This is a genomic window from Bacillus sp. LB7, from assembly GCF_030449715.1.
Lineage (GTDB): Bacteria > Bacillota > Bacilli > Bacillales > Bacillaceae > Bacillus > Bacillus paralicheniformis.
Genome location: NZ_JASGCA010000006.1, coordinates 1 through 14,231, shown reverse-complemented (window position 1 = coordinate 14,231; position 14,231 = coordinate 1). Strand labels below are relative to the sequence as shown.

Annotated in this window: 18 protein-coding genes; 14 read left to right on the top strand and 4 right to left on the bottom strand. The window is 40.5% G+C overall.

What is annotated here, in order from left to right:
• Positions 1–2: 2 nt before the first annotated feature.
• The 9 genes from QMZ64_RS09775 to glnA all read left to right on the top strand — a co-directional run bounded on the left by QMZ64_RS09775 (position 3) and on the right by glnA (position 8,575).
• Complete coding sequence (locus tag QMZ64_RS09775) at positions 3–689, top strand: HoxN/HupN/NixA family nickel/cobalt transporter (protein ID WP_265626991.1); 687 nt, start codon at positions 3–5, stop codon at positions 687–689.
• A 33-nt stretch (positions 690–722) separates the two neighbouring features.
• Entirely contained in the window at positions 723–1,328 is a 606-nt protein-coding gene (locus QMZ64_RS09770) for a PadR family transcriptional regulator (protein ID WP_265626990.1), read from the top strand.
• 370 nt (positions 1,329–1,698) lie between these two features.
• The gene (locus QMZ64_RS09765) at positions 1,699–2,124 is read left to right on the top strand and encodes a hypothetical protein (RefSeq protein WP_265626989.1); all 426 of its coding nucleotides are present in this window, start codon (positions 1,699–1,701) and stop codon (positions 2,122–2,124) included.
• 43 nt (positions 2,125–2,167) lie between these two features.
• Complete coding sequence (locus QMZ64_RS09760; protein WP_265626988.1) at positions 2,168–2,443, top strand: hypothetical protein; 276 nt, start codon at positions 2,168–2,170, stop codon at positions 2,441–2,443.
• A 615-nt stretch (positions 2,444–3,058) separates the two neighbouring features.
• Positions 3,059–4,024: a stage V sporulation protein K gene (gene spoVK, locus QMZ64_RS09755; protein WP_003182136.1), complete on the top strand. Its 966-nt coding sequence runs from the start codon at positions 3,059–3,061 to the stop codon at positions 4,022–4,024.
• A 121-nt stretch (positions 4,025–4,145) separates the two neighbouring features.
• Positions 4,146–5,390 (top strand): GTPase HflX, encoded by a 1,245-nt coding sequence (hflX, locus tag QMZ64_RS09750; protein WP_409365407.1) that lies wholly within the window; start codon positions 4,146–4,148, stop codon positions 5,388–5,390.
• 18 nt (positions 5,391–5,408) lie between these two features.
• Positions 5,409–6,674: a methionine gamma-lyase family protein gene (locus QMZ64_RS09745; protein ID WP_265626986.1), complete on the top strand. Its 1,266-nt coding sequence runs from the start codon at positions 5,409–5,411 to the stop codon at positions 6,672–6,674.
• 102 nt (positions 6,675–6,776) lie between these two features.
• Entirely contained in the window at positions 6,777–7,184 is a 408-nt protein-coding gene (locus tag QMZ64_RS09740) for a MerR family transcriptional regulator (protein ID WP_003182143.1), read from the top strand.
• A gap of 56 nt (positions 7,185–7,240) precedes the next feature.
• Positions 7,241–8,575, top strand: coding sequence for a type I glutamate--ammonia ligase (gene glnA, locus QMZ64_RS09735; RefSeq protein ID WP_025811550.1), 1,335 nt, complete (start codon positions 7,241–7,243; stop codon positions 8,573–8,575).
• 113 nt (positions 8,576–8,688) lie between these two features.
• On the opposite strand, the gene QMZ64_RS09730 is transcribed toward glnA, so the two are convergent.
• Genes QMZ64_RS09730 through QMZ64_RS09720 form a run of 3 tightly spaced genes read right to left on the bottom strand, consistent with a single transcriptional unit; the run spans position 8,689 to position 11,381 of the window.
• Entirely contained in the window at positions 8,689–9,843 is a 1,155-nt protein-coding gene (locus tag QMZ64_RS09730) for a site-specific integrase (protein ID WP_301441286.1), read from the bottom strand.
• Positions 9,844–9,883: 40 nt separating this feature from the next.
• Entirely contained in the window at positions 9,884–11,008 is a 1,125-nt protein-coding gene (locus QMZ64_RS09725; RefSeq protein ID WP_268296998.1) for an ImmA/IrrE family metallo-endopeptidase, read from the bottom strand.
• Entirely contained in the window at positions 10,989–11,381 is a 393-nt protein-coding gene (locus QMZ64_RS09720) for a helix-turn-helix domain-containing protein (protein WP_265626983.1), read from the bottom strand. The genes QMZ64_RS09725 and QMZ64_RS09720 overlap by 20 nt, the downstream gene beginning before the upstream one ends.
• 129 nt (positions 11,382–11,510) lie before the next feature.
• Between QMZ64_RS09720 and QMZ64_RS09715 the strand changes: the two genes are divergently transcribed.
• From QMZ64_RS09715 to QMZ64_RS09700, 4 genes are all read left to right on the top strand, one after another.
• Positions 11,511–11,729: a helix-turn-helix transcriptional regulator gene (locus QMZ64_RS09715; RefSeq protein ID WP_048355960.1), complete on the top strand. Its 219-nt coding sequence runs from the start codon at positions 11,511–11,513 to the stop codon at positions 11,727–11,729.
• Positions 11,730–11,843: 114 nt separating this feature from the next.
• A complete protein-coding gene (locus QMZ64_RS09710) occupies positions 11,844–12,608 on the top strand; it encodes a Rha family transcriptional regulator (RefSeq protein WP_265626982.1) in 765 nt (254 codons plus the stop codon).
• Positions 12,609–12,622: 14 nt separating this feature from the next.
• Complete coding sequence (locus QMZ64_RS09705; RefSeq protein WP_265626981.1) at positions 12,623–12,934, top strand: MerR family transcriptional regulator; 312 nt, start codon at positions 12,623–12,625, stop codon at positions 12,932–12,934.
• A 327-nt stretch (positions 12,935–13,261) separates the two neighbouring features.
• Positions 13,262–13,507 (top strand): hypothetical protein, encoded by a 246-nt coding sequence (locus QMZ64_RS09700; RefSeq protein WP_095264156.1) that lies wholly within the window; start codon positions 13,262–13,264, stop codon positions 13,505–13,507.
• A gap of 71 nt (positions 13,508–13,578) precedes the next feature.
• Here the strand turns inward: QMZ64_RS09700 and QMZ64_RS09695 are convergent, their stop codons facing one another.
• Complete coding sequence (locus tag QMZ64_RS09695; protein WP_048406869.1) at positions 13,579–13,893, bottom strand: hypothetical protein; 315 nt, start codon at positions 13,891–13,893, stop codon at positions 13,579–13,581.
• Between the two features lie 54 nt (positions 13,894–13,947).
• On the opposite strand from QMZ64_RS09695, the gene QMZ64_RS09690 reads away from it, so the two are divergent.
• Positions 13,948–14,214, top strand: coding sequence for a YqaH family protein (locus QMZ64_RS09690; RefSeq protein ID WP_021837731.1), 267 nt, complete (start codon positions 13,948–13,950; stop codon positions 14,212–14,214).
• The last annotated feature ends 17 nt before the right edge of the window (positions 14,215–14,231 follow it).

The following is a 14,231-nucleotide window of genomic DNA, read 5'->3' as shown; positions in this document are numbered from 1 at the left end:
TTGTGGAAGGCACATTATTCTCGGTTTTAATGCTGGCATTAATTTTAGGAATCAAGCATGCGATTGAACCTGACCATGTGATTGCGGTATCGACAATTGCAAGTCAAAGTAAAAAGTTATGGCAAGCTTCTTTAGCGGGCATATTTTGGGGCATAGGCCATACGGTAACATTATTTATAGTTGGAATCATTGTCATTGTAATGAAGGGGCAAATATCAGAAAAGTGGTCGATGTCCTTAGAATTTTTAGTAGGAATTATGCTTGTTTATTTAGGGGTTAAAACGATACTTTCTTTCAAGAATAGCCATGTACATACGCATCAACATCTCCACACCCATCAAAACAGCGGTGACCATAAACACCGCCATAAAAAGGTAACATACTTAAGATCAACATTCATCGGTTTAGTTCATGGTCTAGCAGGAAGCGGGGCCATGGTCTTATTAACGATAAGTACCGTAAAGAGTGTGGGGGAAGCGGCAATATATATTCTTATATTCGGTGCAGGAACAGTTATTGGTATGCTTTTCTTTACAACAATCATTGGAATTCCCTTTGTGCTGAGTAAGAAGCGAGGGGCGATCAGTGGAACACTAGGGATAACGACGGGTGTAATAAGTGCTGTTTTTGGTGTATACTATATGTATAACTTGGGTATTAATGAGGGATTGTTTAATCTTTGGATTTAAAAATAGTATAAAGTAACCGCCGTTAAGATTGAGGTGAATGATATAAATACTTTAGGATATGCCATTCTAAGTGTTCTCGGCAGAAAACCTTGTTCAGGATATGAGTTAGTTCAGTACCTCGAGGTAGTGTGGCCGGCAAAACATAGTCAAATATATCCTTTGCTAAATAAAATGGAACAAGAAGAATTTCTTGAATACGAGCATGTAGAACAAATAGGGAAACCTGATAAAAAAATATATTCCATTACAGAAAAGGGAAAAGAAGCGTTAGAAGATTGGATCGCCGTATCTCCTGCAGATCCAATAAATAGGGACGAATTTCTTATTAAAGTATACTCGATTTGGTTGTTGGAAGAGGAAGATTCTCTAAAATTAATTCAGGATCGAATCAGAAATTTAGAAAAAACAATTGATACCCAATTGAAAAAAATGGCGGAGCTAGAAAAAAACAAGGACTCAGATAGCATGTCAAAAAACTTTGGCCGTTATATCTTGATTGATCGAAAATTCAGACTGGCCAAAGAAGAAAAAACATGGTGTCAAAAGGTTTTAAATCTAATAAAAGATAAGAAATTTAATTTTCCCTTTCTGTGTTATGTCAGTGTAGAAGGGATAAATGGAGCGTCACTGCTTATCTAGACAGAAAACGAATGTCACGTACATAAGATAAGGCGCCTCAATATAACACAGTGAGAACGCCGCATATTCACGCTCGCGTTCAAAAAACTAATGACGAGGAGACTGCCCCGCAAGATGAGACAAATAAAAAACACCTTCGAGTTTGAAATCGGATCGATCTAATCCGAAATAAGACTTGGAGGTGTTTTTAAATGGGAATCGGGTTATATGGTTTGGTGATGAAAACGAGACTGAAGGGGAACTGAAGATGATTGGGGAAAAGACATTTGCTGTTCAGAATGACGGAAGCTATATTGAGTATCCTAATGATCACCAGGACGCAATAAAGAAAATTTAAAATAAGAAAGAAGAGGGCAGAATGCAATCACGAGTGAAAAGCAGACAACACCAATATATAAATAATCCAATAATGAAATTCGTGGATAAATTAATAGAACTCATAAAAAAAGCGCTTTATGGAATTGCTGGCGTTCTTCTAGCGCTTGCGGTTGTAGCAGTTTTTTTCTTACCTGGAACTGGGGAATACAAGGCAGGGGATGAAATCGAGATTCTCAGGCATATTCATGGTGCTAAATCTATCGAAACTTTAGAGAAGAATTACGGCAGTATATCTGAATTAAGGAGTGATGGAGTAAATACAATTGATATACCAAGGTATAAAAGAATAAAAATCATAAAAACCATGGATAATCGTGATTTGGCATTAATAGAAGTTTTAAGCGGATCTTATGAGGGCACTCAATGGTGGGTAAAAAAATCATCCATTAAAAGAAAGCGTGCCGATCATAGATATTAGAATAAAATTACGAATTTATCCTGAGCAAAGAGAGATGTGAACAATGGTAAATGTCTTAACTAATATCTTGAAAAATGACAGATTGGATGAATATCCATTATTTAAAAAGTTTTGTTTCCTCAAAGACAAAGGGTTGCGAAGGGAATCTTTTAAAGTATTGTCCGCCTTTATTGATGAAGCAAAGACGTGGGATGATAATGTACAACAGAATTTTGCCAGTTGGCTATTTGCCTTGTTTGAAGAATCAGATAATATTCATCATATACTCGTTTATCCTTTGGAGGAGGAACTTTTGAAGCCTTACTTGAGAGATGGATGAAGAGTAATCCCGAAGATCCAAGACCGTATTAACGCTAATCGATACTAACTTGAACGCCCTTTGGTATTCATTTCATCATATATCCGAAGATTTGTATCTTGGCGATATTAAAGAAGATACAGCACTTCTTGCTGAGTCCCGGCAGTTAAATAACAAAGTAGAATGTGAACAAACAAGAAAAAACAATAACGAAGCACTTAACTATTATCAAGATCTATTGAATGACTGGGTGATGTTTAAAGAAGGGCAATCAAAGGGATTTGTTGAATGGTGTGAAAATAAGGGTAGAAACTATTATTGGGTCAAAGCTTATTATTATGAAAGATAACTATATTAAAGCGAAAGAGCATAGTGTATTCCTACAGCTGGTTCAGTACATCATCATGTCAACCCGTTAAGCATTTACCAAAAAGGCAAACAGAAATAAAAAATTGGTTTGTCCGCACAGCTTACCTGAATACAATAAGAAATAAAGTATTTCTCGGGAAAGCGCAGGTTTCAACAAGACCTGCCCCGTCCTTCTCAAAAAACATCGGAATGCGCTAGTCATGTGGGCGTCTGTCACGGCTTAAGCGCGCCATGAATAGGATATAAAGAGAGAATGGTGAGGTGAGTGTGTTGGAAAGGGCTGTTACTTATAAAAACAACGGACAAATCAATATCATACTGAACGGTCAAAAGCAGGTTTTGGCCAATTCAGAGGCTGAAGCCGAATATCAGGCCGCACTGCAAAAAAATGAAGCCAAACACAGCATTCTGAAGGAAATTGAAAGGGAAATGAACACGCTGGTCGGGATGGAGGAAATGAAGCGCAATATTAAGGAAATCTACGCCTGGATTTTCGTCAATAAAAAGCGCGAAGAACAAGGCCTTAAAGCCGGAAAACAGGCGCTTCACATGATGTTCAAAGGAAATCCGGGAACCGGAAAAACGACCGTCGCCAGGCTGATCGGCAGGCTTTTTTACGAAATGAATGTTCTCTCAAAAGGCCATCTGATCGAGGCGGAGCGCGCCGATCTCGTCGGTGAGTACATCGGTCATACGGCGCAAAAAACGAGGGATTTAATTAAAAAAGCGATGGGCGGGATCCTGTTCATCGATGAAGCCTATTCTCTTGCAAGAGGCGGAGAAAAAGACTTCGGCAAGGAGGCAATCGATACATTAGTCAAGCATATGGAAGATAAGCGCAACGAATTTATTTTAATCCTCGCCGGATATTCGCGGGAAATGGATCATTTTCTTTCATTAAACCCGGGCCTTCAGTCAAGGTTTCCGATCAGTATCGATTTTCCCGATTACTCAGTCAGCCAGCTGATGGACATTGCGAAACGGATGATGGCGGAAAGGGAGTATCAGTTCAGCCCTGAGGCCGAATGGAAGCTGAAAGACCATCTGATGGCCGTCAAAAGCACGGTCAGCCCCGCGAAGTTCAGCAATGGCCGCTTCGTCCGCAACCTGATCGAAAAATCCATCCGGTCGCAGGCGATGAGACTGCTGATGGGGGACTGCTATTTAAAGAATGACCTGATAACCATCAAAAGCCAGGATCTCGACTTGAAGGAAGACGCGCCGCACGTATAATGGCGCGTTCTTTTTTTATTTTCGAGGATTTCTGGCAACCGCTCCCTTCGTTTGTTATGATAGTACTGCTTATTGACTAACGTTAAGAAAGGAACATGATCACTTGAACGGACAGGACGTCATGAAAGAGAAAGCCATATTAGTCGGATGCCAGCTTCCGCACGTGTCTGATGAGCGTTTTTCATACTCGATGGAAGAGCTCGCCGCGCTGACGAAAACGGCCGATGGAACGGTTGTTTCCACGGTCACGCAGAAGCGGAACCGTGTGGATGCTGCTACATATATCGGAAAAGGAAAAGTAGATGAATTGGCGGTGCTCTGTGAAGAGCTGTCGCCCGATGTTTTAATTTTTAATGATGAATTGTCGCCGAGTCAGCTGAAAGCGCTTGTCACAACACTTGACGTGAAAATTATCGATAGGACGCAGTTGATCCTCGATATTTTCGCCAAACGTGCGCGGACAAGGGAAGGAAAGCTGCAAATTGAGCTGGCGCAGCTGCAATACGCCCTCCCGCGGTTAAGCGGCCAGGGAATCAACCTGTCAAGGCAAGGCGGCGGAATCGGAACAAGAGGCCCAGGGGAGACAAAGCTGGAAACCGACCGGCGCCATATTAGAAACCGGATTCATGAAATCAATGTGCAGCTGTCTACCGTCATTCGCCACAGAAGCAGATACAGAGAAAGAAGAAAGAAAAACGGCGTACTGCAAATCGCGCTCATCGGCTATACCAATGCAGGGAAATCGACATGGTTTAACAGGCTTACAGACGCCGACAGCTATGAAGAAAACCTGCTGTTTGCCACACTTGACCCGATGACCCGCAAAATGACGCTGCCGAGCGGATACAGCGTGCTGCTCTCAGATACGGTCGGATTTATTCAGGATCTGCCGACGACTTTGATCGCGGCTTTCAGATCAACGCTCGAAGAAGTAAAAGAGGCCGATCTGATTCTTCACATGATCGATTCTTCACACGAAGACTACGAGGGCCACGAAGCGACGGTCAAGCGCCTTCTTGAAGAACTTGAAGCCGACGATATTCCCGTTTTAACAGTCTATAATAAAAGAGACCGGAAGCGGCCGGATTTCATCCCTTCTTCAGGGAGAGGGCATATCATGACGAGCGCCAAAATAGACGGAGACCTGCCGCTGTTTAAGCAGGCGGTTGAAGACTATCTGAAAAAGGAGCTGCTCATTCCGTATGATGTAAGGATTCCCGCTTCAGAAGGAAGGCTGTTGTCGCGAATCAAGTCTGAGACAATGGCGAACAGCACTGTTTTTGACGAAGATCGCGAAGTATATGAAGTAGAAGGATATATTCTCCCTGACCAAAACATTTTGGGAGAGCTGAAGAAGTATATGTAGGAAAGGACACTGTAGAACATGTTTGAGACATTAAAACACGGAGATCTACTAAAGAAAACGGCGGTGGAGGCTGAAACCGATATCGCTCAGACCCATAAAACAATTGATGAAATCAGTGAACGAAATGAGTGGAGGGTGCTTGAAAGCTACAGAAAGCACAAAGTATCGGACACGCATTTCACACCATCGACTGGCTACGGCTACGATGACATCGGCCGCGATACGCTGGAAAAAGTCTATGCCGACGTCTTCGGCGGTGAAGCGGCCATTGTCAGACCGCAGATCATTTCGGGAACCCATGCGATATCAATTGCTTTATTCGGCGTTCTCCGCCCGGGGGATGAACTTCTTTACATCACCGGCAAACCGTACGATACCCTCGAAGAGATCGTCGGCGTCAGAGGTGAGGAAAACTCGGGGTCTTTGAAGGATTTCCAAATCGGATACAGCCATGTCGAGCTGACTAAAGAGGGAGCCGTTGATTTTGACCGCGTGGCAGAGTCCGTCACACCGCAGACAAAGGTTGTCGGAATCCAGCGCTCAAAAGGATACGCCGATCGTCCGTCTTTTACAATTGATGAGATTGAGAAGATGATTTGCTTTGTTAAAGAAATAAACGAAAACATCATCGTTTTCGTCGACAACTGCTACGGCGAATTTGTAGAAGAACGTGAGCCGTGCCATGTTGGAGCGGATCTGATGGCAGGCTCGCTGATTAAAAACCCGGGAGGCGGCCTCGCCAAAACAGGCGGCTATATCGCCGGCAAGGAAAAATGGGTGAAAGCCTGCTCCTACAGAATGACATCACCGGGAATCGGCAGTGAAGCCGGTGCGTCGTTGTACACCCTTCAGGAGATGTACCAGGGCTTTTTCCTTGCGCCGCATGTCGTCTCCCAGGCATTAAAAGGAGCCGTGTTCACAGCCCGCTTTCTTGAAAAGCTCGGCTTTAGGACGAATCCTTCGTGGGACAGCAAGCGGACCGATTTGATCCAGTCTGTCGAATTTTCCACCCCGGAGCAGATGATCGCGTTTTGTCAGGCGATTCAGTACGCTTCTCCTGTCAACGCCCATGTGACACCGTATCCGAGCTATATGCCGGGCTATGAAGACGATGTTATTATGGCGGCCGGCACTTTTGTACAGGGAGCAAGCATTGAACTATCAGCGGATGGCCCTATAAGACCGCCTTATGTGGCATATGTCCAAGGCGGATTAACCTATTCCCATGTGAAGAATGCGATATGCAGTGCTGTGGATGCGCTCATGAAGCAGGGATTAATGTAAAGAAAATAAAGAATATTTTCATGTAAAGAATCCTTACATCATGTTGACACATTATATAACATCACATATAATAAATTTATATAAGAAAAGGAGGAAATTGAGATGAGTGATAAAATTCGCCGCTCAATGCCCTTATTTCCGATAGGTATCGTCATGCAGCTGACCGAACTGTCCGCAAGACAAATTCGGTATTATGAGGAAAATGGACTGGTATTTCCTGCAAGAAGCGAAGGGAACAGACGTTTATTTTCATTCCATGATGTAGATAAGCTTCTCGAAATTAAAGATTTGATCGAACAAGGTGTAAACATGGCGGGGATCAAACAAATTTTCGCCAAAACAGAAAACGAACAAAAAGAAGACAAACAAGACAAGCCGAAAAAAGCAGAGAAACACAACTTGTCGGATGAAGAACTGAGAAAACTGCTGAAAAACGAGCTTATCCAAGCAGGCCGTTTCCAAAGAGGGACGACATTCCGCCAGGGAGACATGTCCAGGTTTTTTCATTAATTTGTTAGCAACTGTATTGCTATATACATTTACCTTTTAGAGGAGGAGTTTTACGAATGGCAAAGTATACAAGAGACGACATTGTTAAACTAGTAAATGAGGAGAATGTAAAATATATTCGCCTTCAGTTTACAGACATTCTTGGAACGATTAAAAACGTTGAAATTCCTGTGAGCCAGCTGGAAAAAGCACTTGATAACAAGGTTATGTTCGACGGCTCTTCAATCGAAGGATTCGTCCGCATTGAAGAATCCGATATGTACTTATACCCTGACTTAGATACATTTGTGATTTTCCCATGGACCGCCGAAAAAGGTAAAGTAGCCCGCTTCATTTGCGATATTTATAATCCGGACGGCACGCCGTTTCAAGGCGACCCGCGCAATAACTTGAAGCGCATTTTGAAAGAAATGGAAGACATGGGCTTCTCAGATTTCAATCTTGGACCGGAGCCGGAATTCTTCCTGTTCAAGCTTGACGAAAAAGGCGAGCCTACGCTTGAACTGAACGATAAAGGCGGATACTTCGACCTTGCGCCGACTGACCTTGGCGAAAACTGCCGCCGCGACATCGTACTTGAGCTCGAAGAAATGGGCTTTGAAATCGAAGCGTCTCACCACGAAGTTGCACCTGGACAGCACGAAATCGACTTCAAATACGCCGGAGCCATCCGCGCTTGCGATGATATCCAAACGTTCAAGCTCGTTGTTAAAACAATCGCGCGCAAACACGGCCTGCACGCAACATTCATGCCAAAACCGTTGTTCGGCGTAAACGGATCAGGCATGCACTGCAATCTATCACTCTTCCGAAACGGCGCCAACGCCTTCTTTGACAAAGACGCTGACCTTCAGCTGAGTGAAACGGCAAAGCAATTCATCGCCGGCATCGTCAAGCACGCAACAAGCTTTACAGCCGTGACAAACCCGACTGTCAACTCTTACAAGCGCCTAGTTCCAGGCTATGAAGCACCTTGCTATGTGGCATGGAGCGCGCAAAACAGAAGCCCGTTGATCCGTATCCCGGCTTCCCGCGGCATCAGCACGCGCGTAGAAGTCAGAAGCGTAGACCCTTCTGCGAACCCGTACCTTGCTTTGAGCGTACTTCTTGCAGCAGGACTTGACGGCATCAAAAACAAGCTCGAAGCACCGGCTCCGATCGACCGCAACATCTATGTGATGACAAAAGAAGAGCGCCTCGAAAACGGAATCGTCGACCTTCCTGCGACACTCGCAGACGCTCTCGAAGAATTCAAATCAAACGAAGTCATGGTCAAAGCCCTCGGCGACCACCTATTCGAACACTTCGTCGAAGCAAAAGAAATCGAATGGGATATGTTCCGCACACAAGTCCACCCTTGGGAGCGCGAGCAGTATATGTCTCAGTATTAATCTAGGAATCCCTTGGCACCGTTGGTGTCAGGGGGTTTTTGAATTTTGGTCAAAAGAATGTAAGTGGTCTTCTTTTTGGTCTTTGACCAAAATATGACCAAAAAAATTTGAAGTTATAAATCTAACTCCATAATCGCTGAGACATAATCCTCGTAATCTTTGATTCTGTTTTGATCGAGCTTTTTACTAATATGGGAATAAACATCAGCTGTTACCATCATACTTTTATGGCCTAAGCGTTCCTGGATATATTTCATGTCTGCGCCTGACTCCAAGAGCAAAACCGCGTGTGTATGTCGCAAAGCGTGAATGGGCATTCTCTCGATATCTGCCCGTTTTAAAATACGATTAAAAGCATTGAAGAGGGTAGACTTTGGTAAGAAGTCTCCGTTAACTCGACAAAAGACTAAATTCAAATCATGTTTATAACCGTTCTGCAGCATTTGTTTGTTCTCAAACTGCCACTTCTTATGTTTTTGTAAAGCTGAAGAAAGGGAAGGGCCGATTGAAATTCTTCGCTTTGAATCGTATGTTTTTGTATCCCCAAATAATTCTTCCTCAGCTTTTGCTGAGAAATCCAATGTCTTTTTAATGTCAATATAATTGTCTCGTAAGTTGATGTCTGTCCATTGAAGTGCAGCTGCTTCGCCTTTACGCATACCTGTTTCAATCAAAGTTCTGAAAAAAATATAATAAATATAGTTGTACTTATAGGCTTCTTGTAAAAACCGTGGTATGTCGTCTGAAATCATATATTCCAGACTTTCTTTCTTTTTCGTCTTTATGTTGGCTATTGTTGCTCCGTAACATGGGTTTTTTTCAAGCTTACCGATGATTACAGCTTTATTAAAAGCATTGAACATTGTTCCATGGATAATCTCTACTGTTCGTTTGCTATAGCCTTGATCAGTTAAATGATTAAGGAATTTTTGGTACATGATAGGCTTTACATCTGTAACTTTGACGTTTTTGAAGTAGGGAAGAATATGATTCCCGATGTTTCGTTCGTGGAGTTGGTATGTATTCTTTCTAACAGTGCCTTTTTTATATTCCTGCAGCCAGCTCATTAAGAATTGTTCTAGAGTTAAAGGAGCATTGTCGAACTCTAAACCACTTGCTATCAGGTTTTCTTGTTCTGCAGCTGCTTTTTGAGCTTCTTTTTTGGTTTTAAATCCACTCTTAGATTTAATTTTATATTTGAGTGTAAAAGGATCCTTAAAGGAGACGCGGTATTCCCACTTGTCTCCTCGTTTTCTGAAAGTAGCCATTTTTAATCCTCCAATAAAAACTTAACAGCCTTATAGTTTCTCAGAAAGGTAATTCATCTGAGAGTGTTAATTCATTGTTTGGTGATTGTGTTTGATTTTCTGCAAATGGATCTTGTAGTTGTTGCACTTTGTTTTCCTTTTCTTCTTCCCAGTTTTTTAAAATACCTTCCTCATAAAAAGTAGATGTAGAGCCACATTTTGAGCAAAATCGTGCATCACCCTCAAGTAATTCGCCACACCCACCTTCATGAGAATGCCAAAAAATACGGTAATTGTTGTATTCGTATTCTCTCTCTCCTGGAGTTAGCCCTGTACATTTGTTAACTAAGTAAGTACCACAAACTTGACAATAGTCTCCTGTTACTTTTTCATTTGAGCATTTGGGACACTTTTTTGCATGATGTAAATCTGTCAATTCGATACTTGAATATATCATCTCAAAATAATCTCCTTTACGTATTTCTTGGTTTCCACAGATAAGACAATAGTTTGGGTTTTCTTTAATAAAAGAACATGTACAATTTGAACACCGATATGTATTTTTCTTTTTCCATATGTAATCTTTAAAAATTTTTAGTGAAGGGTGTCTTTTTGAATAAGATATCCCCATCCTAACCCCTTCAAGTAAAAAATTATAAATATTGATAGAAGCTTCATAAGAAATATTACATATATCTGAAATAAAGTGCGGGCTGGCAGGCTTTAACTCTCTTAGTACTGGGGCTGGTGCCAGTAAGTTTCTAGCAAAACAATTAGCCTCTTTCTCAAATGTCTCATATTCGTCATCGGATAATGAGCTTCTTGCGAATATTGCTTTTCCGGTGATTTCATTGTGTTTTAACATAAAATGACCTAATTCATGAGCTATTGTCCATCTTTTTCGTCCATCATTTTCAACAGTATCGTTGTATAAGATCATGTATTGTTTTTGGGATTTTATATACCAGCAACAACCTTCATCAGAATCGGTTAATTCACAAACTTCATCAATTGTCAAACCCCATTTTTTTGCATACCATGTATATCTCCTGATCTTTAGGTTTGGGAATTTTTTGGCTAATTTTTTCACCTTTATTGGAAGTTCGTTTACACCACACATCTTGAGTAGTTCGTGAGCTTTTTTTTCTGCTTTTTTATAGTCAGCTTTATAGATCATCGTCATCATCGTCATCATCTTCCTCGAAAGCATCAACAAATGATAATTTAATCATTTCAACCATGCGATCCATCCTATCTCGTTCTGCTTGAGTTTTAAGTTTTTTCTTAGCTCTTTGTATTTGGCGGAGATCATCATCTAATAGAGATACCTTGCCGTTCGGATCGTCAGAACGTCCCAATAAATAATCAGTTGTAACACCAAAAATATTGGCTAATTCTAATAACACATTACCTGGTGGGACAACTCTTCCTGCTTCATAGTTAGCAATATTTGTTCTTTTCATATCTAATTTTTCAGCAAGAGCTTCTTGTGAAATGTTCACATTATTCCTACACTCTTTGATACGCGTTCCGATGCGTTTTTTCTCTTCTGAATTCATTTTTAATATCCTCCATGAAAAAAGTTCAATTAAAATGACGTTTGCCTACTTGACGTGTTTTTAAATGACGTGTTATGATGTGGGTGTCAATAAAAAGCACAAAAAACACTAAGAAAGGAGAGTTACACCTTGGTTGATACACGTCGAAGAGATCAATTCCGTAAATATCGGAGTGAATTTAAAGTATCTCAACGTCAATTATCTTTAGCACTTAATGTTAGTGAAAGCCATATTCGAAATATTGAAAGTGGTAGAGGCAACCCAGATGCAAAATTACTTTTCAAAATCGCAAATTATTTTAATGCTTCGCCAGAAGACTTGTTTCCTGACCTTGCTGATATGGATTAGAATATCCAATCTAGAAATTAACTTACAGTCATTATTATAAACCGTCATTTATAATAACGCAACATAAAATGACGTTTTTGAAAAAGTAATATCAGTTCACGAGGAGGTCAAAAAATGGAGTTAAAAGTTATTAATAAAAAGGGTCAATTATTACTTGATAGCCGAGACGTGGCAGAAATGACAGGAAAGAGGCATTTTCACTTAACAAGAGATATTGAAGGTTATATTCGAATTTTATCAACCAATCCAAATTTGGATTCGTTAAACTTCTTCATTCCATCTAATTATAAAGATGGAAAAGGGGAAAGCCGCCCATGTTACCTACTTACTCGAAAAGGCTGCGACATGGTTGCAAACAAAATGACTGGCGAAAAGGGTGTTCTGTTTACAGCTGCATATGTAACAAAGTTCGAAGAAATGGAAAACAAACTTAAACCTAATATTCCACAGTCTTTGCCTGAAGCTTTACGGCTTGCTGCTGATCTTGCAGAAAGGAATGAAAATCTTCTTTTGGAAAATGCTCAGAAGACTCAAGTGATAAGTGAATTACAACCTAAAGCTTCGTACTATGACTTAGTTCTACAAAATAAATCCCTACTGTCAATTAGCAAGATAGCCAAAGACTACGGGATGAGTGGAACTAAGATGAACAAAATTCTTCATGAGCTAGGTATCCAATATAAACAAGGTGGCTGCTGGTTACTTTATCAAAAATTTGCTGATAAAGGATATACACAAAGCAAAACCCATGCAATCGATTCAGAAAAAAGCAAGCTTCATACTTATTGGACTCAAAAAGGACGATTGTTTATTTACGAAACATTAAAAAACAAAAAGGGCATTCTGCCAATAATTGAACGAGAAGAGTGTGCATCGTAAGGAGGTAAGGATAATTGTTCGAATTAACAATGAAAGCAGATACTGATTCATTTAGGAATAATCTCTACGATTTGCTTCAGGAAGTTGCTGCCTCAATTATTGAAGATCATAAACAAGAGAATGAACTTCCTTACATGATCAGTAAAGCTCAGTTAGCCAAACATATTTTTAATGTTAGTTCTCAAACGCTTGATGCTCATGTGATAAATAGACCGGACTTCCCGAAGTTCAAAATAGGCGAAAGAATATTGTTTCCTCGAGACATGGTTCTTGATTGGATTAGAAAGCATGTTGAGGTTGTTGAAAAGATCAAACTAACAAGTTAAAGGGGGTGAGAGAAATGAAGATCAAAACAAAAGAATGGCTTGCTTTAAGTGAGGCGGAACGTTTTATGAAGATTTATCAAGCATTTGTGAAGAAGCATATCTAAAAATCAAAAGGAGGTAGGAAAATGGAAAAACAAAATAACCCAACCTCTGCTGCAACAGAGGTTTAAGAGGTTCGAGGTGATCATATGGATAGCAGAAGATTTCATTTAATTGGAATTATAGTGAGTAGTGTTTGTGTCATTTTATCTGTTATTGCATTAATTCTGTCGCTTCAATAATTAAAGGAAGCCGATAAAACTGGACACACATAGGAGGAGAAAGAAAATGAAGCCTTATAGATTGGAAATGCAAAAAGTAAAAATCAAATCTGTTGAATATGAAGAAGCTTTGGAGAATACAGCAAAAGACCTCATTAGACAACTCAAATCATTTTGTCAGACATATGGAGACTTACTACATTGTTTAGATCAATTTAGATATAAGCCAAAAACTGAACAAGTGATTGCCGAATATGCTAAAAGACTTGTTAAACAAGAGATAAACAGTATCCCGTTAGAAAGGAGCTTGTGAAATGGACAAACAAAATAAATCAACCCCTGCGGCAACAGAGGTTGATAAGAAAACTAATAAATTGGATTTTACTACTTCTGTTTTAACTGCGATTCAATACGTTGAGAAGTATTTTGATAAGCCGTTTCCACTATTATCGGAAAATAATTCGAAACAATATGTTTCGTATGAAGAGCGGAAGCAGAAAGAGCGAGTCCACAGGCACCAGAAATAAGTTCTTTGAGGTAATCTTTATCGGATAAATTTTTCTTGTCTGCTTCATCAAAGACATGTTGTAAACCATCTTGTAATGCTGTTATTGCGATATCCATAGCATCCTTTTGAATCAATTCCATATCATTTTCTAGTTGTTCAATGGGTGCAAAGTCGCTTTTATCAAGTTTCATAGTTTCACCTCCTGTCTTATACAGGAACATTATACCGAAAAAGGAGGAGCAAGTATGAACCTAAACCGATTTCTAAAAACTGACCGCGAAAAGGCGGAAAGGCTGTTCATTTCAACGCGAGATCTTATTGCGGAATTGCCTGCCGCGATCGAGGAACATGATTTTGAAGGATGTGTAGAAATTGCGGCAACAATCATTTTAAATTGCAAGGATCTTAAACGGATGGAGCACCCGGAACAGGTTGTTCGGCTTCACGAAATCGCGTCCAAATTTGCAAGCAGAGGGATTAATGTTTCAACTGTGAGGAGAGTGTATCAATGAATATCGAACATCCAATG